Raw genomic sequence first — 20,764 nt, 5'->3', positions numbered from 1 at the left:
CCCCTCCTCCCCCCCCCCCCCCCCCCCCCCCCCCCCCCCCCCCCCCCCCCCCCCGGGGGGGGCCCGGGGCCCCCCCCCCCCCCCCCCCCGGGGCCCCCCCCCCCCGCTCTCGTCACGGGGGATGCCCAGACCCCTTCCGGCGGCCCTGAGCCCCTCCCTGGGCGCCCCGATCCCCTGCCGGGCCCCCCGAGCCAGGACCGCTGGGCAGAGGCTCACTCGCGGGCGCTCAGCGCTCCGACGGTCTCCGAGATCCGCGTGTAGACGCCGGGCCTCCCGGGACGGCCACAGCCGCTTCCCCAGGACACAAGGCCGATGAGCCGCCCACGCGCGACCAGCGGCCCGCCGCTGTCCCCCTGACAGGCGTCCCGGCCGCCGGCCATCTCACCGGCGCAGAGCATGCTGCGCGCCAGGAAGCGGCCCTCCGCACTGCCCGGATACGCCTTCTCACACACCGCGTCCGCCAGGACCTTCACGGGCGCCGCGTGCAGCGCACGGGCGTAGTCGCCGGTGCCCGTGGTGTCCCCCCAGCCGTAGACGGTCGCGGGGGTCTCCGCTTCGTACGCGGGGTCACCCTGGCCCGCCATGCGGATCGTGTGCCCCTCGGGCAGCGGCTCGGCCAGGGTCAGCGCCGCCACGTCTCCGGAGTTCGTGTAGGCGTCGTACTCCGGGTTGACCCAGACCTCGCTCACCCGGACCTCGGTCCCCTCCGACGACCGCAGGTCTCCGCGGCCGACGAGGACCTTCAGGTCCGCCACCCGGCCCAGCGGCACCCCCAGTACGTCCTCGGTCATGCAGTGGGCCGCCGTCAGGACCGTGGAGCGCCCGGTGGCCACGCCGCCGCAGAACTGTCCCGAGCGCTCACCCCCGAACCGGTCACGGCTGGCGATCGCCACCACCCATGGGCTCTCTGACACCTCCACCGGGCTGCCCCCGACGACCACGCTGTCGGCCGCCGCGGGCCCCGGTGAAGCCAGTGGCAGGGCCGCGGCCATGGCCGCCAGAACCAGCGATGCGGTCCACGCTCGGGCGAAGGGACGACGCATGCGATCTCCTCACTCTGGGTTGCCGATGCGTACCCCAGAGTCATGCAGTATCGCCCACCCCGCACCCGCGCACACGCACCTGCCCCGCGCACTCGAAAGGCCCGAAGCCGCGTGCCGCGGACTTCGGGCCTTTCGAGTGACGCTCGGACTGCCGGTGCCTAGTCGAGGTAGTCGCGCAGGACCTGCGAACGCGACGGGTGACGCAGCTTCGACATCGTCTTCGACTCGATCTGACGGATGCGCTCACGCGTCACCCCGTAAACCTTGCCGATCTCGTCGAGGGTCTTGGGCTGTCCGTCCGTGAGGCCGAAGCGCATGGAGACCACGCCCGCCTCACGCTCGGACAGGGTGTCCAGGACGGAGTGCAGCTGCTCCTGGAGGAGCGTGAAGCTGACCGCGTCGGCCGGCACGACCGCTTCGGAGTCCTCGATGAGGTCACCGAACTCGCTGTCGCCGTCCTCACCCAGGGGGGTGTGGAGGGAGATCGGCTCACGGCCGTACTTCTGGACCTCGATGACCTTCTCGGGGGTCATGTCGAGTTCCTTGGCCAGCTCCTCCGGAGTGGGCTCACGGCCCAGGTCCTGGAGCATCTGGCGCTGGACACGGGCCAGCTTGTTGATGACCTCGACCATGTGCACCGGGATACGGATGGTGCGGGCCTGGTCGGCCATGGCGCGGGTGATCGCCTGACGGATCCACCAGGTGGCGTACGTGGAGAACTTGTAGCCCTTGGTGTAGTCGAACTTCTCGACCGCGCGGATCAGACCGAGGTTGCCCTCCTGGATGAGGTCCAGGAAGAGCATGCCGCGGCCGGTGTAGCGCTTGGCCAGGGAGACCACCAGGCGGAGGTTGGCCTCCAGGAGGTGGTTCTTGGCGCGGCGGCCGTCCTCGGCGATGATCTCGAGCTCACGCTTGAGCTTCGGGGCGAGCTTGTCGGCGTTGGCCAGCTTGTCCTCGGCGAACAGGCCGGCCTCGATGCGCTTGGCGAGCTCGACCTCCTGCTCGGCGTTGAGCAGCGGGACCTTGCCGATCTGCTTCAGGTAGTCCTTGACGGGGTCGGCGGTGGCGCCGGCCGCGGCGACCTGCTGGGCCGGGGCGTCGTCCTCGTCCTCGTCGGACAGCACGAAGCCCTGAGCGCCCTCCTCGGCGGGCTCGCCCTCGCCGGGCTTGCCGGCGGCGGGTGCCTCCTCGGTGACCTCTTCGTCCAGGAGCTCGTCGGCATCCTTCTTGGAGGTGGTCTTCTTGGCCGCCGTCTTCTTGGCGGCGGTCTTCTTGGCGACGGCCTTCTTCGCCGTCGTCTTCTTGGCGGCGACCTTCTTCGCGGGCGCGTCCTCAGAGGCACCGTCCGCGGTCGACGCCTCAGTGGCGGCGGTGGCGGTGGGCTTCGCCGTGGCGGCCTTGGCGGCGACCGTCCTGGTCGCGGTGCGCTTGGCCGGGCTCTTCGCTGCGACGCTCTTGCGGGGGCGCTTCGGCTCCGCGGCACTGACCATCAGCGTCACACCCTCTTCCTCGAGGATCTGGTTGAGGCTGCGCAGAACGTTCTTCCACTGAGTGGCCGGAATCTGGTCAGCTTCGAAGGCACGACGCACGTCATCGCCGGCGATCTGCCCATCAGCCTTTCCCCGCTCGATGAGCGCCATGACAGAGACGGATTCGGCGATCTCCGGCGGGAGCGTACGGGATGTGCTGGCCGACACGAACAACCTCTCGGAACGTTGGAAAACGGCTTCCGGCCCCGTCCATTGTGGACCGGAGCCGACGACCGGCGGCTGGGGATTGTGCCGACGGCGCGGGCGGGGCCGGGGAGCTGCACAGCGTCGCGGACGACGTCTGTATTCCCTCCTCGGCTATCACCTCTTAGGTCATCGCGCTGTTCCTTGGAGCGTTACGCCCAATCTACGTGGCCCGAGTCACACCCCGTAAGCGCTCAAAAGTATCCATATGCGGTCAGAAGCCACCTATACGCATGCACGAATGATCCCCCGATGCCCCGCGAAGAAACCCCCCACAATCGTGTCGCCGGACTCCGTCGGGCTCCTGAGGAGCCCGCAGAGATCCGGCGACACGGAGAAGCGGTGGGCGGGGAGGCGTCGACGGTCGCGCAGTGGCGTACGCGACGACTCAGCGCCACCGCGGGGCACGCGCACGACAGCGGCGCCGACGTGGCCGCGCGGTCAGTGCTCGCGCGGAGCGGGCACGACGCGCTCCACCTCGGGGTGGACGACGAGCAGCTGCCGCATGGCGGCCTCGGCGCCGGCGCCGTCACCCGCCGCGAGGCACTCGACGACGCGCGAGTGGTGCACGAGGGACGCCTCGCTGGGGCGGTCGCAGCCGGTGATCGGCCCGCCCGAGACCTGGAGGGCGGCCGAGACGATGCCGGACAGGTGCTCGAGCATGCGGTTGCCGGCGACCTGGATGAGCAGCGAGTGAAACTCCGCGTCGGCACGGGAGAAGGTGATCACGTCGCCCTGGCCAAGGGCGTGCCCCATGATCTCGACCATGTCGGCGAGGCGCTGCTGCACCTCCTCGCGGCCGTGACCGGCGGCGAGGCGGGCGGCGAGGGGCTCGATCATCCAGCGCAGCTCGCCGAGCTCGCGCCGCTGGTCGTCGCGCTGTGGGCCGAAGGCCCGCCACTCGATGATGTCGGGGTCGAGCAGGTTCCAGTCGCTGACGGGACGCACGCGCGTCCCGACGTTGGGCCGGGCGCTGACGAGGCCCTTGGCCTCGAGCACGCGGAGGGACTCGCGGACGACGGTGCGGGAGACCTCGAAGCGCTGGCCGATCTCCTCGGGGACGAGGGGGCGGTCGGCTCCGAGGTCGCCGGAGACGATCATCTGGCCGAGCTGCTGGACGAGTTGGCCGTGCAGCCCGCGGCCGCGGCTTCCGGCGGCGCGCCGGCCCATGCGCCCCAGATCCTGATCGGGGCCGTCCCACACGGGAGCGACGACGCGGTCGCCACCGGCGGGCTCCGCGTACGGGTATCGGTCGAGGTCGCCCGGTCCGGCGAGGCCGGAGTCGGCGGAGCGGGCGGTGGTCATCATGGTGTGCGCAAGGGTACTCACGGATCAGTTGTCGGCGCTGTCTCCAACTCCCTTGAGGTCTTTGGTGAAAAGCACACGAAAGGGTGATCGCTTACCCCGCCGCAATTGACGCCTTATCGGAAAGAAACGGACGCCGTCAGGGGAGTTGCGCAGAGCGCCGCAACGGACGGCCGCGGACGGCCTTCAGCGGATCCTGCTGCGCGTCGCCGTGAACAGATAAGTGCAGAGCAGAGCGGTGAGCGACAACATCAGCGCGCCGCCCACGGGTTGAGCGATCATGCGCAATCCCGCCGCCAGATACCGCTCGGCGCCGAACGGCCACTGCACCAGAGCGAGGTCCCTGAGCCGCCCAGGAAGCCCGGCCGCGGATCGCACAGCCGGTCCCCCGACGGCCTTCTGTACGAGGGGTACGACGACGATCGGCACCGCGACCACCGCGGCGAGGCCCGCCGCCGTGGACCGGAAGACGCCCGCGGCCAGCACCCCGGCCCAGGCGCAGCCCGTCACCAGGGCTACCCAACTCACGCTCAGCGCAAGCCAGTCGGCGGGAACTTCTGCGAGCTCGTCTCCGTATACGAGGTGGAGCAGCGCGGCGTCGGAGGCGACCGCGAGGGTGCTCAGGAGCAGCGCGGTGGCGGCCGCGACGAGCAGTTTGGCGCCGAGCATTCCGAGGCGGCGCGGGACGGTGCCCCGGTCCACGGCGAGCGCGGGGTGGCGGAACTCGTCGCCGAACGCGAGGGCTCCCAGCAGTCCGGCGCCAAGGGCCGCGGGCGGCAGGGGAAGTTCGTGCGGCCAGGCGGCGAGAAGGCGCGGCTGCGGTGTGTGTCCGGTCCGTGCCAGGAGGACGCAGAACAGGGCGGAGGCGGCGAGGACGGCGGCCAGGGTGAGGTAGCCGGCGCCGACGCCCAGCAGGCGGCGCAGTTCGTAGCGCACGGGGTTGAGGGGGCTTCTGCTGGGGCGGACGGTGATGGGGGGCGGCAGGGTGGACAATGCGCCCCGCGGGGTGGGTGTGGTTCGCGCGAGCGCACCGAGGCGCGTGGGCCTGGCGTCGAGCGGAACGGTGTCGTCGCCTTGGAGCGGGAGCGGCCGGGTTTCTTGTGGGTCTTCGACGGTGGGCTCCGCGTCGGGGTCGGCGGAGGCGTCGGCCGTGCGCGGTTCAGCGGGCGTCCCGGCCCTGGTCACGGTGTGAAGCGGCTCGACCGCGTCCGCTTGTTTCGACGGTCCCGTGTCGCCGGTCTCGTCGGCGAGTTGGTGGACGAGGATGCCGTGCCGGTACGCGATCTCCCCCACGTCGGCGCAGTTGCTCCCGTAGACGGAGAGCCTGTTGCCGCCCTCTGTGACCACCTCGATCGAGCGGCGGCTCGCGCGTGCCTCTTTGGCGAGGAGAGCGCCGAGGCGGGCGGCGTGCGGGCTCCGGACGGCGACGCGGGGGCGGAGCCGGGTCCGGGCGAAGTCCGTGGCCTCCTGGTCGGCGGCCAGCCTCCCGGACTCCAGGGTGACGACGCGGTCGGCGGTCCGAGCGGCCTCCTTGGGGTCGTCCGTACTGAACAGGACCGTGCCGCCCCGACCCGCGTGGGCCCGCAGGATTCCGTGCAGCCACGCGCTCTCCCGGGCCGAGAGGCCGTCGCCCGGCCCGTCGAGGACGAGTGTGTGCGGGTCGGCGAGCAGTGCGCACGCGAGCCCCAGACGGCGGTCCATGCCGCGTGAGAGCGTGCCGAGGCGCTGGTCGCGGAGGCTGACGAGTCCGACGACCTCCAGCACGTCGTCGGCGCGTCCGACGGGCACGCCCACGGCCGCGCAGAGCATGCGCAGATGGCCGCGGACTGAACGTGCGGGGTGGCCGGGGACATCGCCCAGGAGGGCGCCCACTTCGCGTGCGGGCCGGGCGATGCGGTGCAGTGGGCGGCCTCTGAAGTACGTGATTCCACGGCCCTGTTGGAGTTCGAGCATCAGCCGCAGCACCGTGGTCGCGCCGTCGGTGTCGGCGTCGAGCAGCGCCGTGACACGGCCGGTGGGCGCCTCGAAGGACACGTCGTCCACGGCGGGCGGGAGCTCCTGGCGGGGGGTGCTGGTCAGTCCGATGGCCTGGATCATCGCTTCTCTCGCAGGATGTGCGACCGCTCGGCGGCCGGGGCCCGTCCGCCGGATCGGGGACGGACGGACCCCGTGGGTACTGCAGCAAGATAACGCGACATTTGCGGCTTTTCGGTCAGGGCTGGGGCCGCTTGTGTCCACCGGGCCGCCCGGCCGGGGCGGGATCAGCAGGTGGCGCCGAGCGCGGCCGCCGGAGCGCCGTCAGACTTCGGGGCGCAGCATCGGCGGGTTGAGGAGCGTCGCGCCGCCCGCGCGGAAGAGCTGGGCGGGGCGGCCGCCCTGCCGGGTGGTGGTGCCGCCGGTGGGCACGAGGAAGCCCGGGGTGCCCGTGACCTTGCGGTGGAAGTTGCGCGGGTCGAGGACGACGCCCCAGACCGCCTCGTACACCCGCCGCAGCTCGCCGACGGTGAACTCCGGCGGGCAGAACGCGGTGGCCAGCGAGGAGTACTCGATCTTGGAGCGGGCGCGCTCCACGCCGTCCGCGAGGATCTGGGCGTGGTCGAAGGCGAGCGGTGCCGCCTGCTCGTCCTCACGGCCGTAGCCCCCCTGTTTGAGCAGGGCCTCGACCGGCGCCCAGCGGGCGCTGTGCGCGTCGCCGCCGGCCCGCGGCGCGGGCAGGTCCGGCGCGAGCGCGAGGTGGGCCACGCTGACCACGCGCATGCGCGGATCGCGCTTGGGGTCCCCGTAGGTGGCGAGCTGTTCGAGATGCGCTCCGTTGGCCTGGGCCGGGGTGTCGGGGTCGTGGGCGCACAGGCCCGTTTCCTCGATCAGCTCGCGGGCGGCCGCCGCCGACAGATCCTCGTCGGCCCGTACGAAACCTCCCGGGAGCGCCCAACGCCCTTGGAACGGCTGCTCACCGCGGCGCACGGCCAGTGCGCAGAGCGCGTGCCGGCGCACGGTCAGCACGACCAGGTCGACGGTGACTGCGAAGGGCGGGAAGGCCGACGGGTCGTAGGGCGACATGCCGCGATCATAGTCGTCTGCCTGACGATAAACACCTCCTTCGTCCATTGCTTCACGGTCCGGGGTGCCGGGCCGCTCCGTCCGTTCCTCCTCGCGCCGCCGCCCCCGGTCCGGCGAGGTCACACTCCCAACTGCAGTCCGTCGGCCGCCTCCTCGACCATCGCGAGGCCGAGCCTGCTGACGCGTACGGAGAAGGGGGCTCCCGCGACGCTCAGCGCGCTCAGCCCCAGCTCGCCCAGCGGGGCGCTGCGGAGCGGGCTCAGCTTCACCGAGCGGGCGGGCGCGTCGGGCCTGACCCCGGCGAGCGCCACGAGGACGTGCACCCCCGCGGCCGCGGCGGTGGCCGCCGGGCGGCAGGCGGCCGGGTGCGGCAGCGGAGCACCGCCCTCCGTGCGCTGCTCCCCCGCGTACATCTCGGGCAGCCGGTGGCCGAAGGACTCGGCCGCGGAGAGCAGGCCGCGGAGCAGTGAGTCGGCCTCCTTCTCGTATCCCGCCGCCGCAAGGCCCGCGACGGCGACGGCCGTCTCCTGCACGCGGACCGCCCCTCCCCTGTGCCCGAACGGGTTGTACGCGGCCTCCTTCGCGCCGAGACTGCGCAGCCCCCAGCCGGAGTCCATGGCGGGGCCGCCGAGCAGCCGGGCGAGCTGCTCGGTCCTGATCTTGTCGAGCAGTCCGGGAGCGAACGTGCCGGACCCGAGCAGGCCGGTGTCCAGGAGGTGCGCCGCTCCGCCGGTGAGGTGCGGCACGAGCCGTCCGTCGGCAAGGCGGGCGGCGGCGGGTCTGCCGCCGGCCCGGTCCGCCACCCAGAACTCCTCCTGGAACGCGGACCGCAGCCGGGCGGCCCACTGCCGCAGACCGGCGGGATCCTCGCGGCCGTGCGCGTCGAGCAGGTCGGCGCCGAGGATCGCGGCGCGATGGGCGTGAGCCTGGATCTCGCCGCGCGCGAGCCCGCCCGGGCGGGCGTCGGACAGGAACGCGCCGTCACCGACCGAGGTGCGCAGCCACCGCAGGCACCGCTCCGCCGCGGGCAGCAGTTCCTCGACCTCCTGCGCGGGGAGCCCCCAGCGCCACGCCTCCGCGAGGAGCACCGGGAAGAGCAGGGTCGCCTCGGTGCCCGTGCAGCCGGGTGGCAGGTGCGGTCCCGCGTCCCGCAGCGGGCCGGGGATCATGCCTGAGCGCGGTCCCGGACCTGCGAGTTGGCTGCGGGCGAGGGTGCGCAGCGTCCCGGTGGCGATGCGCGTGCCGAGCGGCAGCGCCATGCGGGCGGCGGCCAGTGCTTCGGCCGGCGCGAGTCCGCAGCGCCACGGCGCCCCCGCGGCCGGGTAGAGGTCGGTCGGGTGGTGGGGGTCGCGCAGCAGCAGTGCCTGCAGATCCTCGACGGACCGGGCGAGGAGCGGCTGGACCCGGGGGTCGTCACCGACGACCTTGACCCCGGATCCCGAGCGCAGCACGCCGTGCCCGGCGGCCCGGACCGGCCCGGCACCGTCGGGCCGCACCCGCAGCTCCACGCTCCGCGAGCCGCCCGGCGGCAGGTCCACCTCCCAGCGCAGCAGTCCCGCGGAAGCCAGGGCGTCCGCGGGCGCGGGGGCCGCCGTGACCACGCAGTGGGCCGTGTCGGAGGACCACCGCATGCCGGAGTCGTGCACGCTGGCGGGCAGTTCGGGGCCTGCCCTGCCCGAGGCGACCACGCCCACCTCGGCGAGGTCCGTGCCGAGGGAGACTTCGAGGGGCAGCCGCAGCGGGCGCCCGGACGCGCTGTGCAGTGTGATGCGCTCCGTGCCGTCGGCGTGGCGGACCCGCTCGACTACGACCTCGGGGTCCGGGCCGCCGTCCGTCGACAGGCGCAGGGTGGCTACGAAGCGGGCGCTGTCCGCGGACAGCATGCGGGCCTGTACGGCGACCGGCTCGCGCCCCGCCACGCGCACCTGGCAACGGGACAGGGTCCGGCGCCCCGCGCGGTAGAAGCCCTCCAGCCCTCGGCCGGTCAGTTGCCCCTGGTCCGTCGAGATCGCGAAGGCGGGCAGGGCGACGCAGATCAGCAGGGAGTGTGCGGGCGGCAGTTCGGCGGGGCGGCGCGTGACCGGAGCCGGAACCGGAGTCAGAGCCGGTGCCGGTGCCGGTCCGCCGGGGAAGGGTGCGGGGGCCGGCGCGGCTCGCCGGTGCCCCTCTCTGTCGAAGACGGAAGACGGAACGGGAAGAGACATGGGCGGCTTCTTCTGCGTTGTCTGCGCGACGGGAGGTCGGAGGAGGTGCGGCGGCGCGACCCGCCTGCGGAGGTACCGCCACTCAGGTGAACGGAGCGACCCCGTCCCAAGTCACGCCTCGCACCCTGAAGCCGACCATCTGGCCCAGCACGGGAACCGCGCGTCCATCAGTCGTCCCGGGCACTGCGCCGGACGGTGCGGCGGCGGTTTCGCGGGCCTGTGCCCGGACTGCCGGGGGCTCGCGTGCCGCCGGCGGTGCGAGGGGCGGTGGGGGCCGTGCCAGGGGCGGCGCGAGGGCCGACGGGAACTTCAGGTCCCTCGCCCGGCGCCGCGCGGGGCACTCGTCGACGGCGCCGCCGTCGCGGAGAGGCCTCTTCCAGGGCTTCGGGCGCCGCGCCCGGCACCGCCTCCCCGGCACGTTCGTCGCGCCTCCTCCGCAGGCAGCGGCGGATCGACTCGGGGTCGATGTCTTCGTTGCAGGCGCGGCTGAGGAGCAGCGCGAAGGTGTAGTCGGAGTCGGCGCACAGCGCCATGTCGAGGGCCTCCTGGCCTTCCGCGAGGTCTCCCAGGGACCAGGCGACCCAGCCCGCGAGGGCCAGTGGTGGCGCCGCGTGCTCCGCGTACGCACCGACGCAGCGCCTGGCCAGCGCACGCCAGAGGCGCAGCGCGGCCGGTGCCTCGTCGCCCTCCATCCATTCCGCCGCGCGATCACGGGTCGTCCTGGACTGCAGGCCGAAGATCAAGGCGGCCGCCTCGTCGTGGGCGAGCAGCTCGTCGTCCTTGTTGTCCGCGTCGAGGGTGTCGGCCGTCGGGGGCGCGGCGGCCAGGCGCGCCATGATCCGACGGGCCAGGTCGAGCGTCTCGGCGGCGACTCCGTGTCCGTCCTGCCCACTCCCGTCGTCGTCGCGGTCCTCCTCGCTCACGATCCTGGGGACGAGTTCGAGTCCTGCCGCGTCGAGCACCCTCTCTTGGTCCGTCGCCGCGGCGGTGTTCCATGGGGTCAGCCGCCTCCTGATCTCGCTCTGCGTGGCGCTCGCCCGGACGCCCAGATAGGTGGCGGCAGCGGCCAGGACCGAGGTGCCCGGCCTGAGCAGGGGGACGCCCTCCGGCGGGCAGCATCGGGTGTCCGGGCAGCAGTAGGTCCAGAAGCGGCCTGCCGAGATGCACACGACTTCGAGCACCGGGACGTCGAGGCGGCCGCATGCCGTGCGCAGCACTTGTGCCAGCGGCCGCAGGCGCGCCACGACCGCTTGCCCGGTCTCCGCGCCGACGGGCTCCTGACAGAGGAAGGCGACGATCCCGTCGGGGCGCGATTCCCTCCTCTCGCACCCGCTCACCAGGCATTCGGCCAGCTGCTCCGCGACGCCGGGCCAGTCCTCCGCTCGCTCGGGGACGCCGAGGCGCACCCGGCCGCCGAACCGTCCGCGCTTGCCGTGCAGGGCGATGAGCACGACGCTTTCCTCGGGCTTGAATCCGAGCAAGTACGGGAGGGCGTCCGCCAGTTCGGCCGGCGTGCGCAGGGTGACCACCGGCTCGTCGAGCGGTGCGGGCGGGTCGAGCGGTCCGAGCGGGTCGGTTGCTTCGCTGTGATTCGTCATGCGCCGACTCTCCCGCGGATCGCAGGGTTCCGGTTGGCCCTGTGGATAACCCCGGTCAGGGGCACGCCAAGGGTTATCCACAGCCCCGGCGAACTCCCCCGCTCCCGGGCCAAGATGAGCCATGCGCCAGCATCACAACCAGCGCCCAGCTGACCGACAGTTGACCGATGGCCGACCGGCCGACCCAACCAGCCATGCCGTTATTTAGGTTAGGCTAAGCTAAGGTCAACTCGCAGTTCGAACCCATCGGACCCAATCGGACCCAGCGGTGCGCGCGTCTTCAGGGGAGGGAAATCACCCATGGGCCTACCCGCCATCGGCTCCTACCCGATGCCGGACCGCACCGCCCTCCCCCGGTCGCACGTCTCCTGGCGGATCGATCCGGTACGTGCCGCGCTGCTGGTCCACGACATGCAGAACCACTTCGTGGGCGCGCTCTCCGCCGGGCGTTCCCCTGTGGTGGAGCTCGTCGACAACATCGCGACGCTCCGGGAGCTCGCGGCGACCCTGGGCATGCCCGTCGTCTTCAGCGCGGAGCCGGCCGGGCAAGGTCCCGGCCAGCGAGGGCTCGCGGCCGACATGTGGGGCCCGGGCATCGGGGACGAGCCGGGCGCCGCCGCGATCGTCGCGCCGCTCACCCCGCGCCCCGGCGAACATCTGCTGTCGAACGTGCGCCACAACGCCTTCCTGCGCAGTCATCTCGGCAGGCTGCTGCGGTCGAAGGGCCGCGACCAGCTGATCATCTGCGGGGTGTACGCACACCTGGGCGTCCTGCTGACCGCGGCGGACGCCTTCATGAACGACATCCAGCCGTTCGTCGTCGCCGACGCGGTGGCCGACCTCTCCGCCGAGGAACACACCCTGGCGCTGCGCTGGGCGGCCCGCACCGGCATGGTCTGCACGACGGACGGCCTGCTGCGCGGCCTGCTCCTGCACAGGGAGCCGCACAACGCCTGACCACCGCACGGACACGCCGACAGGCGGACACACGGACGCATGGACGCACGGACACACAGACGGACACCACGAGAGACGGAGACCATGACAGTACGGGCCGCGGTGGCCGGAGCAAGTGGCTATGCCGGCGGGGAGATCCTCCGTCTGCTGTTGTCGCATCCGGAGGTCGAGATCGGCGCGGTGACCGCGCACAGCAGCGCGGGGCGGCGACTCGGGGACGTACAACCGCACTTGGCCGCCGTCGCGGACCGGACCCTGGAGGAGACATCGGCCGCGTCCCTGCGCGGCCACGACGTCGTGTTCCTGGCGCTGCCGCACGGTCAGTCCGGCGCGCTGGCGGGGCAGTTGGAGGCGGGCACCCTCGTCGTGGACAGCGGGGCGGACTTCCGGCTGCGGGAGCCGGACGACTGGGAGCGGTTCTACGGTTCTCCGCACGCCGGGACCTGGCCCTACGGGCTGCCCGAACTGCCGGGCGCGCGGGCCGCCTTGAAGGGCAGCGACCGCGTCGCCGTGCCGGGCTGCTACCCGACGGCGGTGACCCTGGCGCTCTTCCCGGCCTTCCTGGCACGGCTGGTGGAGCCGGAGGCCGTCGTCGTCGCCGCCAGCGGCACGTCGGGGGCGGGCCGCGTGGCCAAACCGCATCTGGTCGGTTCCGAGGTGATGGGCTCGATGACGCCCTACGGAGTGGGTGGCGGTCACCGGCACACTCCGGAGCTGACGCAGAACCTGTCCCAGGTCGCGGGCGAGCACGTGACCGTGTCCTTCACCCCGACCCTGGCGCCGATGCCCCGGGGCATCCTGGCGACCTGCTCGGCGCGCCTGCGGCCCGGCGTACCGGCCGACACCGCCGAGGCCGACGTACGCGCCGCCTACGAAGCCGCCTACGCCGACGAGCCGTTCGTACGCCTGCTGCCGCCCGGCACCTGGCCGTCCACGGGCGCCGTGCTCGGCTCCAACACCGCCCAGCTGCAGGTGGCGGTGGACACGGCCGCCCGCCGCCTCGTCTGCGTCAGCGCCATCGACAACCTGACCAAGGGCACCGCGGGTGGCGCGGTGCAGAGCATGAACGTGGCCCTCGGCCTGCCCGAAGGGATGGGCCTGCCCATGAACGGAGTGGCGCCGTGAGCACGGAGCTGCGAGGCAGCGTGGTCGTCGTGAAGTTCGGCGGTCACGCCATGGTGGACGCGGAGCTGCAACGGACGTTCGCCCGTGACGTCGTGGAGTTGTGGCAGGCGGGCCTGCGCCCCGTCGTCGTACACGGGGGCGGCCCGCAGATCAACGCGATGCTGGACCGCCTCGGCCTGGAGACCCGGTTCGCGGCGGGCATGCGGGTGACGACGCCGGAGACCATGGAGGTGGTCCGCATGGTGCTGACCGGCCGGGTCCAGCGGGAGCTCGTCGGCCACATCAACGCCCACGGGCCGCTCGCCGTCGGCATGACGGGCGAGGACGCGCACACGATGACCGCCGTGCGGCGGTCGGTCTGGGTGGACGACCGGCCGGTGGACATCGGTCTCGTCGGCGACATCGTGGACGTGAACACGGGCGCGGTGCGCACGCTGCTGGAGCAGGGCCACATCCCGGTCGTCTCCCCCGTGGCCCGTGGTGAGGACGGCCAGGTCTACAACGTCAACGCCGATCTCGCGGCGTCGGCCCTGGCCGTCGCCCTCGACGCCGAGCGCCTGGTGATGCTCACCGACGTGGAGGGGCTGTACGCGAACTGGCCGCACAGCACCGAGGTGATCGAAAGCCTGACGGCCGACGCTCTGGACGAACTGCTGCCGAAGCTGGCGAGCGGGATGCTGCCGAAGATGGAGGGCTGCCTGCGGGCGGTCCGCGGCGGTGTGCGCAAGGCGCACGTCCTCGACGGGCGGGTGCCGCACGCGGTGCTGCGCGGCGTCCTGGGCGAGACCAGCCCGGGCACGACCGTGGTCCCGGACCACAGCCCGGACCGTGACGAGTGCGCCGTCTGATCCCCTGACCGCTCAGTGGGGTGTGGGCGGTCGGTTCACCGTCGCGTCAGAGCATCCTCGCCAGGATGCGCGCGTTGCGCCGGGGGTCGAGCGAGCCGGCCCAGGACGGGGGTGCCAGCCGCGCGTCCGTCGGCGCGAATCCGTACCGGAGGAACAGGTCGCCCCCGCCCGTGGTCGCCGTGAACAGAGCGCTCAGCGATTTGGCGTGCGCCGCGGCCAGTACGGCGCGCAGCAGCCCGGCGCCCACTCCGCGGCCCTGCCTGTGCCCGGCCACGCAGAAGTTGTACAGCACGCCCACGGCCCCGCGGCCCGCCGCCGGGTCGGCCGGGTGCACGCGCAGGCCCACACAGCCCTCAAGGGGGCTTCCCGGGGCGTCCATGACGAGGAAGTCGGACGCCTGGGCCGCGTAGAGCGAGGGCGGGCGCTCCCGCAGCGCTCCGGAACGTACGAAGGGCCGGGACAGGGCGACGAGCGCGGCGGCGTCCTCCTCGCGGGCGGCGCGTACAGTGGACATGCCCTCGGAAAGCTCGTACTGCGGCGGTACGGGGCGCGGTGTAGCCGTGATCAAGGCTGGACCTTCCTCGGTGTTCCACGATCGAAGAACGGCTCGTCGCCGTGTCACTGCCGTGTCCCCCAACGGGACAGCAAGGTAAGGTTAGCCTTACCTAATTAGCGAGTCCAGTCAGGGTGGATCTTCGAACGCACCGACGGGCGTGGCACCGAGGGGCGGGGCACCGGGCCCGGAAACAACAAAGGGCAAGAGGGTGTACTCACCTCTTGCCACTCTCAACTTATAGCGCACCGGGGGGCTTGCGGCAAGGCCCCGGTCGTCTCGCACAATCACTGGCCTAAGCCTGATCCTGCGGATATCGGAGACCCCCCTGACCACCAGTGCGTTCAACCTGCCCGCCAACCTCTCCTCCAAGGCGGACCCGGCGCTGATCGGCCGCGACGAGCGGCACTTCGCCGCCATCGCGCGGAGCCTCGAACAGGCCGTCGGCGAACTCTCCGGCCGTCTCGACGTCCTGCGCAAGGCGCCCGGCGGCATCGGCCGGGAGGCGATGGACCGGGACTCGGAGATCCACCGGCTGAGCGGCCGGCTGCGCACCCTGCGCCGCTTCGGTCTCGACCTCTGCCTGGGACACGTCGTCACCACGGACGGCTCCGACGACACGGACGGCGGGGAGACTCTCTACATCGGACGCCTCGGTCTCACCGACAGCGAGGGCAACCGTCTCCTCGTCGACTGGCGTTCGCCCGCGGCCGAGCCGTTCTTCGCGGCGACCCACGCCAACCCGATGGGTCTGGCGAGCCGCCGCAGGTACCGCTGGACCAGCGGCCGGATCAGCGACTACTGGGACGAGGTGTTCACCGCCGACGGCCTCGAACACCATGCCGCGCTCGACGACCAGTCCGCCTTCATCGCCAGCCTGGGCAGCAACCGGTCCGCGCGGATGCGGGACGTGCTCGGCACCATCCAGGCCGACCAGGACGCCATCATCCGCGCGGGCTCCCGCGGCGCGCTCGTCGTCGACGGCGGGCCGGGCACCGGCAAGACCGTCGTCGCCCTGCACCGCTCCGCCTACCTCCTCTACTCCGACCCCCGCCTCGGCAAGAACCGCCGCGGCAGCGTGCTCTTCGTCGGCCCGCATGAGCCCTACCTCGGTTACGTCGCCGATGTCCTGCCCAGCCTGGGCGAGGAGGGCGTGCAGACCTGTACGTTGCGGGACCTCGTCGTCGAGGGCGCCACGGCGGTCCCCGAGGCCGACCCCGCGGTGGCCCGGCTGAAGTCGTCGGCGGACATGGTGAAGGCGATCGAGAAGGCCGTCGCGTTCTACGAGGAGCCGCCGACCGAGCCCGTCACGGTAAGGACACCCTGGTCCGAGGTCCGGGTGAGCAGCGCCGACTGGGCCGAGGCGTTCCGGGCGCCGGGCCCGGCCACCGCGCACAACGACGCGCGCGAGCTGATCTGGGAGGAACTGGCCACGATCCTGATGGACAGGCTGGGCATGGACGAGGACGAGGACGGCGTCTCCCCCGAGATGTTCCAGCGGTCGCTGCGGCAGGACAGGGAGCTGGTCACGACCCTCAACCGGGCGTGGCCGCTGCTCGAAGCCGCCGATGTCGTCTCGGACCTGTGGACGGTCCCCGCGTATCTGCGGATGTGCGCGCCCTGGCTCGACCGCGACGAGGTCAGGAGTCTGCAGCGCAAGGAGGCGCCCCAGGCCTGGACCGTGTCGGACCTGCCGCTCCTGGACGCGGCGCGGCAGCGCCTCGGCGACCCTGCGGCGGCGCGGCGCCGGCGGCAGCACGCCGTCGCGGTCGCCGCCGAGCGCGAGCGCATGTCCGGCGTCATCGACCAGATCCTCGCGGCCGCCGACTCCGCCTCGGCCGGTGACGACAGCGAGGGCGCCGTGCGGATGCTGCACGGCAAGGACCTCCAGGACAGCCTGATCGACGAGAGCGCCCTGCCCACCGAGGACCCGGACCGGCTCGCGGGGCCCTTCGTGCACGTCGTCGTGGACGAGGCCCAGGAACTGACCGACGCGGAGTGGCAGATGCTGCTGCTGCGCTGCCCGTCCCGGAGCTTCACCATCGTCGGTGACCGCGCCCAGGCAAGGCATGGCTTCACCGAGTCGTGGGAGGAGCGCCTGGAGCGGGCCGGTATCAACCGGATCACAATGGCCTCCCTGAGCATCAACTACCGCACCCCGGAAGAGGTGATGGCGGAGGCCGAGCCGGTCATCCGGGCCGAGCTTCCCGACGCGAACGTACCGACGTCCATCCGCAGCAGCGGCGTCCCCGTGGTCCACGGGGCGGTCGTGGACCTGGAGTCGGTCCTCGACACCTGGCTCGCCGCGCACGACGGCGGGGTCGCCTGCGTCATCGGCAACCCCGCGTTCCAGGAGAAGTTCCAGGCCCCGCCGCGCGTGAGGTGTCTGACGCCGGAGCTCTCGAAGGGCCTCGAATTCGACCTGGTGGTGCTCGTCGAACCGGACACCTTCGGCGAGGGCATCGAGGGAGCGGTCGACCGCTATGTCGCGATGACCCGGGCGACCCAGCAGCTCGTGATCCTCACGGGTTCCTGAGGGTGGCGGGGCGGTGTGTCCACGGGGTGCCTGCTGCCCCCGTCGCGCGGCCGTCGACGTAGGTAGCGGTCACCTCGATGGCGCCGATGCGGGACGGGTCGACGCGGCAGGGGTCGTCGCCCAGTACGACCAGGTCGGCGCGCTTGCCCGGGGTGAGGCTGCCCAGGGTGTCCTCCCAGTGGCAGGCGCGGGCGCCGGCGACCGTGTAGGCGTGCAGGGCCTCGTCGACGGTGATGCCCTCGTCCGGGCCGATCACCTGGCCCGACGCGGAGGCGCGCTCGACCATGAACTGGATGGCGCGCAACGGGGATCCGTCCGTCACGGGACGGTCGGAGCTGCCGATGAGAGGGATGCCTTGGTCGAGGAAGCCCCGGCCCCGGTAGAGCCAGGGTGCCCTCTCCTTACCCATGATCGCGGCGTAGTCGTCGCCGAAGGAGCGCAGGAAGTTGGGCTGGACGACCGCGCTGACGCCGAGCCGCGCGAAGCGCGGGAGCTGGTCGGGGCGGATCAGTCCGGCGTGCTCGATACGGTGCCGGGCGGTGGGCCGCGGCCGCAGGCGCTGGGCGCGTTCCAGGGCGTCCAGGGCGAGGTCGGCCGCGCGGTCGCCGATCGCGTGGACGGCGAGCTGCCACCCGGCGAGGTGGCCGTCCACGATCGTGTCGGTGAGGGTCTGCGGGTCGTCCTGCAACTGGCCCGCGTGGTCGAGGCCTTCGTACGGGCTGCTGAGCGCGGCGGTCCTGGCCATCATGCCGCCGTCGGTGTAGATCTTCAGCGCGCCCACGGAGAGCCGGTCGTCGCCGAAGCCGGTGCGCAGGCCGAGGTCGAGGGCTCTGGGGGATGCCGTCGGTCGCGTGCGCGGCGACCGGGTTGAGCCGTTCCGCTGACACCATGAGCTGCACGCGCAGGGGTAACAGGCCCTCGTCGCGGGCGAGTTGGTAGGCGCCCAGCTCGACCGGGCTGTGGCCGAAGAGGGTGCCGCCGATGCCCGCCTCGGCGCAGGCGGTGACGCCCTCGGCCAGACAGGTCCGGGCGGCGCGCCCGACCGCTTCGGCCACCTCGCGCTGCGAGTACGGCAGGCGCAGCGCGCGGGCGGCGCCCATCGCGCCCTCCGCCAGGAAGCCGTTCTCGTGCGGGACGTCGGCGGGGAGCAGGTCGAGGACGGCGGAGTTGACGACGCAGCCGTGCCCGGAGTCGTGCAGCAGGAACACCTTGCGGCCGTGGCTGACCCGGTCCAGTTCGGCGGCGGTCAGATGGCGGCCGAGGGCGCGCTGGTCGTAGCCGGCGATGCTCAGCCAGGAGCCGGGCGCCCCCTCGCGGGTGGCCGCCGCGTCCACGACGGCGAGCACGTCGTCGATCCGCGTGCGGCCCGCGATGCTCAGGGTGTTCTCTTTGAACCCGGTCCAGGCCAGGTGCACGTGGGCGTCGACGAACCCGGGCAGCACGGTGGCGCCCTCCATGTCGATGACCTCGCGCGCGGGCAGTGCGGTCACGGCCTCGTCGAGGCCGACGATCCGGCCCCGCCAGATGCCCAGGTCGTGGGCGACGGGGTGGTCCGGATCCATGGTGCGGAAGCGGGCGTTCGTCAGTCTGGTGCAGAGCATCGACGGTGTCCCTCCGCGGGGCGGACGCGTAGCGCGTAACGCGTACTGGGGGTGGGGGCAGTCAGCCTTCCACGGAGGTCACGAGGGACCGGGGGCGCAGGTCGGTCCAGTTGGTCTCGATGTACTCCAGGCAGGCGTCCCGCGTGTTCTCCTCGAAGGCGACGGTCCAGCCGCCGGGGACCTCGACGAAGGACGGCCAGAGCGAGTGCTGCCCCTCGTCGTTGACCAGGACCAGGAAGCGGCCTTCGGGGTCGTCGAAGGGGTTGGTGCTCATGTGTCGGTGCCTCCTTGGGCGGTACGGACGTGTGTTGGCGGTGGTCAGGGGTCTTGGGCGGTGCCGAAGAATTAGGTTAGGCTCCCCTAAATTAATGCGAGCTTAGCCTTTCTTCCTTCCCTCTCACAAGGAGACGTTCATGCGCCTGGCGGCCGACACGGGCAATGCCTTCGCCGAGTTCGGACTGCCCGGCGAACCCGGCACCGACGCGTTCTGGGCGGCTGCCCGTACGCCCCTTTCGGTGCCCGTCGGGGACGATGACGGTGACGGGGACGGTGGCTGGAGGACTCTGTTCCTGTGGCGCGGGTCGCCCGCCACCATCGAGTTCGAGAGCTGGTCGGAGCCGGTGCCTCTGCGCCGGTGGGGCGACACGGACTGCTGGTACGCCGAGGTCCGCATGCCCGCGCGGCTGCGGGTGACCTATCGGTTCCTCGTAGGTGACGAGACGGGCGGCGAAGCGGGCGGCGAGGCGTATGCCGACCCCTTCAACCCGGAGGGCGCGGGCGGGGACCGGTCCATCGCCGCGACCCCGGACGCCCCCGCCCAGCCCCACTGGCCCGCCGTCGGCGCCGACGACATCCTGCCGCTTCCCAGTACCCGGATCCGGTGGGCGAGCCGGCTGCTCGGCGGGCGGCGTACCGTGCGGGTGCACGCGGCCGGTGGGGGCGGGCCGTTGGTCCTGCTGCTCGACGGGGACGACTGGCTGTACCTGCATCCCGCCATGACCGCGTTCGACTCGGCGGTCGCCGCGGGCGACATGCCTCCCGTGACGCTCGTCTTCCTGCCGGCCAAGGACCGGGAGGCCGAGTTCGGGTGCAGGCCCGAGCTGTGGGAGGCCGTCCGGGACGAGCTTCTGCCGCTGGTGGCGGAGTGCGGTGTTCCCGCCGACCCGGAGCGGATGGTGGTCGTCGGGCAGAGTCTCGGCGGGCTGAGTGCGGTGTACGCGGCGCTGGAGTTTCCCGAGTTGGTGTCCCGGGTCGCCTGTCAGTCGGGGTCGTTCTGGTGGTCGCCGGGGGTTGTGGGGGCGGCGGATCCGCTGGGTGGGCCGGTGGGGGGCGCGATTGCTGAGCGGGTGGCGGAGCGGCTCGAGCGGGCGGGGGGCGTCGGTCATCCGGACCATGTCGACGGTGCGGGGCTCGCTGGCCTCGCCGAAGGTGCGGGGATCGCCGGGCGGGCGGGTCTCGCCGGGCGGGCTGGCGTTTCCGGGCGTGCTGGCCTTTCCGGGCGTGCTGGCCTTTCCGGGCTGCGGGTTGCCTTTGACGTCGGGGAGCACGAGACGCGGATGCTGCCCCACTGTGAGCTGACCGAGATGCTCGTTCGGCAGGCCGGGGCGTCTGTGCGGGTTTCGCGGTCCGCCTCCGGGCATGATCGGGCGGGGTGGCGGCAGGCGTTGCTTCGGGATGTTGCGTGGGTGCTTGGGTGAGGTTTGCGGGGTGGGGGGCTGGGGGGGTTGGTTGGCTGCGGGTGGTGGGGGCTGATCGCGCAGTTCCCCGCGCCCCTGGCAAACTCCCGCCTCGCCTACCCGCCCGGGCGCCCTCAACACGCGGCTGTCGCTCGCCTGCGGGCCCGTGGGGGCTGGTCGCGCAGTTCCCCGCGCCCCTGAAAAGCGCCCGCCTCGCCCACCCGGTCAGGCGCCCCCAACACGCGGTTGTCGCTCGCCTGCGGGCCGGTGGGGGTTGCTCGCGCAGTTCCCCGCGCCCCTGAAAAACGCCCGCCTCGCCCACACGCCCAGGCGCCCCTCAACACACGGCTGTCGCTCGCCTGCGGGCCGGTGAGGGCTGATCGCGCAGTTCCCCGCGCCCCTAAAAGAACGCCCGCCTCGCCCACCCGCTCTGGCGCCCTCAACACGCGGCTGTCGCTCGCCTGCGGGCCGGTGGGGGCCGGTCGCGCAGTTCCCCGCGCCCCTAAAAGGACACCCGCGCCTCGC

Annotated in this window: 14 protein-coding genes and 1 pseudogene; 5 read left to right on the top strand and 10 right to left on the bottom strand. The window is 72.7% G+C overall.

What is annotated here, in order from left to right:
- Positions 1-212: 212 nt before the first annotated feature.
- The 7 genes from ACI2L3_RS35145 to ACI2L3_RS35115 all read right to left on the bottom strand — a co-directional run bounded on the left by ACI2L3_RS35145 (position 213) and on the right by ACI2L3_RS35115 (position 10,943).
- Positions 213-1,043, bottom strand: coding sequence for a S1 family peptidase (locus ACI2L3_RS35145; RefSeq protein WP_404756482.1), 831 nt, complete (start codon positions 1,041-1,043; stop codon positions 213-215).
- A 158-nt stretch (positions 1,044-1,201) separates the two neighbouring features.
- Positions 1,202-2,746, bottom strand: a complete 1,545-nt coding sequence (locus ACI2L3_RS35140; RefSeq protein WP_404756481.1) for an RNA polymerase sigma factor — start codon at positions 2,744-2,746, stop codon at positions 1,202-1,204.
- A gap of 471 nt (positions 2,747-3,217) precedes the next feature.
- Positions 3,218-4,105, bottom strand: a complete 888-nt coding sequence (locus ACI2L3_RS35135) for a FadR/GntR family transcriptional regulator (protein WP_404756480.1) — start codon at positions 4,103-4,105, stop codon at positions 3,218-3,220.
- A gap of 162 nt (positions 4,106-4,267) precedes the next feature.
- Positions 4,268-6,178 (bottom strand): ATP-binding cassette domain-containing protein, encoded by a 1,911-nt coding sequence (locus ACI2L3_RS35130; RefSeq protein WP_404756479.1) that lies wholly within the window; start codon positions 6,176-6,178, stop codon positions 4,268-4,270.
- A 201-nt stretch (positions 6,179-6,379) separates the two neighbouring features.
- Complete coding sequence (locus ACI2L3_RS35125; protein WP_404756478.1) at positions 6,380-7,141, bottom strand: NUDIX domain-containing protein; 762 nt, start codon at positions 7,139-7,141, stop codon at positions 6,380-6,382.
- A 119-nt stretch (positions 7,142-7,260) separates the two neighbouring features.
- Positions 7,261-9,345: a glycogen debranching N-terminal domain-containing protein gene (locus ACI2L3_RS35120; RefSeq protein ID WP_404756477.1), complete on the bottom strand. Its 2,085-nt coding sequence runs from the start codon at positions 9,343-9,345 to the stop codon at positions 7,261-7,263.
- A gap of 167 nt (positions 9,346-9,512) precedes the next feature.
- On the bottom strand, positions 9,513-10,943 hold the full coding sequence (locus tag ACI2L3_RS35115) for a DUF4192 domain-containing protein (protein WP_404756476.1): 1,431 nt from the start codon (positions 10,941-10,943) through the stop codon (positions 9,513-9,515).
- 300 nt (positions 10,944-11,243) lie between these two features.
- Between ACI2L3_RS35115 and ACI2L3_RS35110 the strand changes: the two genes are divergently transcribed.
- From ACI2L3_RS35110 to argB, 3 genes are all read left to right on the top strand, one after another.
- Entirely contained in the window at positions 11,244-11,900 is a 657-nt protein-coding gene (locus ACI2L3_RS35110; protein ID WP_404756475.1) for an isochorismatase family protein, read from the top strand.
- Positions 11,901-11,984: 84 nt separating this feature from the next.
- Positions 11,985-13,025: an N-acetyl-gamma-glutamyl-phosphate reductase gene (argC, locus tag ACI2L3_RS35105; protein ID WP_404756474.1), complete on the top strand. Its 1,041-nt coding sequence runs from the start codon at positions 11,985-11,987 to the stop codon at positions 13,023-13,025.
- Positions 13,022-13,873, top strand: a complete 852-nt coding sequence (gene argB / locus ACI2L3_RS35100; RefSeq protein WP_404756473.1) for an acetylglutamate kinase — start codon at positions 13,022-13,024, stop codon at positions 13,871-13,873. The genes argC and argB overlap by 4 nt, the downstream gene beginning before the upstream one ends.
- 46 nt (positions 13,874-13,919) lie before the next feature.
- Here the strand turns inward: argB and ACI2L3_RS35095 are convergent, their stop codons facing one another.
- Positions 13,920-14,387, bottom strand: a complete 468-nt coding sequence (locus ACI2L3_RS35095) for a GNAT family N-acetyltransferase (RefSeq protein WP_404756472.1) — start codon at positions 14,385-14,387, stop codon at positions 13,920-13,922.
- 352 nt (positions 14,388-14,739) lie between these two features.
- On the opposite strand from ACI2L3_RS35095, the gene helR reads away from it, so the two are divergent.
- A complete protein-coding gene (helR, locus tag ACI2L3_RS35090) occupies positions 14,740-16,962 on the top strand; it encodes an RNA polymerase recycling motor ATPase HelR (RefSeq protein ID WP_404756489.1) in 2,223 nt (740 codons plus the stop codon).
- Here the strand turns inward: helR and ACI2L3_RS35085 are convergent.
- Together ACI2L3_RS35085 and ACI2L3_RS35080 are read right to left on the bottom strand one after the other, a co-directional pair.
- Positions 16,949-18,563 (bottom strand): annotated as a pseudogene (locus ACI2L3_RS35085) (amidohydrolase). The gene helR and the pseudogene ACI2L3_RS35085 sit on opposite strands and share 14 nt — an antisense overlap.
- Positions 18,564-18,624: 61 nt before the next feature.
- Positions 18,625-18,837 (bottom strand): MbtH family protein, encoded by a 213-nt coding sequence (locus ACI2L3_RS35080; protein ID WP_404756471.1) that lies wholly within the window; start codon positions 18,835-18,837, stop codon positions 18,625-18,627.
- Positions 18,838-18,976: 139 nt separating this feature from the next.
- Between ACI2L3_RS35080 and ACI2L3_RS35075 the strand changes: the two genes are divergently transcribed.
- On the top strand, positions 18,977-20,260 hold the full coding sequence (locus ACI2L3_RS35075; RefSeq protein WP_404756470.1) for an alpha/beta hydrolase-fold protein: 1,284 nt from the start codon (positions 18,977-18,979) through the stop codon (positions 20,258-20,260).
- Positions 20,261-20,764: the final 504 nt, after the last annotated feature.

Origin of the sequence: Streptomyces sp. NPDC029674 (assembly GCF_044903205.1) — a bacterium.
GTDB lineage: Bacteria > Actinomycetota > Actinomycetes > Streptomycetales > Streptomycetaceae > Streptomyces.
Note: the sequence above shows the minus strand (reverse complement) of the source record. Positions and strands in the feature narration are given on the sequence as shown.

Coding starts and splice junctions, on each gene's coding strand:
- ACI2L3_RS35145 (WP_404756482.1), bottom strand. CDS start 1,043: ATGCGTCGTCCCTTCGCCCGAGCGTGGACCGCATCGCTGGTTCTGGCG.
- ACI2L3_RS35130 (WP_404756479.1), bottom strand. CDS start 6,178: ATGATCCAGGCCATCGGACTGACCAGCACCCCCCGCCAGGAGCTCCCG.
- ACI2L3_RS35125 (WP_404756478.1), bottom strand. CDS start 7,141: ATGTCGCCCTACGACCCGTCGGCCTTCCCGCCCTTCGCAGTCACCGTC.
- ACI2L3_RS35120 (WP_404756477.1), bottom strand. CDS start 9,345: ATGTCTCTTCCCGTTCCGTCTTCCGTCTTCGACAGAGAGGGGCACCGG.
- ACI2L3_RS35115 (WP_404756476.1), bottom strand. CDS start 10,943: ATGACGAATCACAGCGAAGCAACCGACCCGCTCGGACCGCTCGACCCG.
- ACI2L3_RS35110 (WP_404756475.1), top strand. CDS start 11,244: ATGGGCCTACCCGCCATCGGCTCCTACCCGATGCCGGACCGCACCGCC.
- argC (WP_404756474.1), top strand. CDS start 11,985: ATGACAGTACGGGCCGCGGTGGCCGGAGCAAGTGGCTATGCCGGCGGG.
- ACI2L3_RS35095 (WP_404756472.1), bottom strand. CDS start 14,387: ATGTCCACTGTACGCGCCGCCCGCGAGGAGGACGCCGCCGCGCTCGTC.
- ACI2L3_RS35080 (WP_404756471.1), bottom strand. CDS start 18,837: ATGAGCACCAACCCCTTCGACGACCCCGAAGGCCGCTTCCTGGTCCTG.
- ACI2L3_RS35075 (WP_404756470.1), top strand. CDS start 18,977: ATGCGCCTGGCGGCCGACACGGGCAATGCCTTCGCCGAGTTCGGACTG.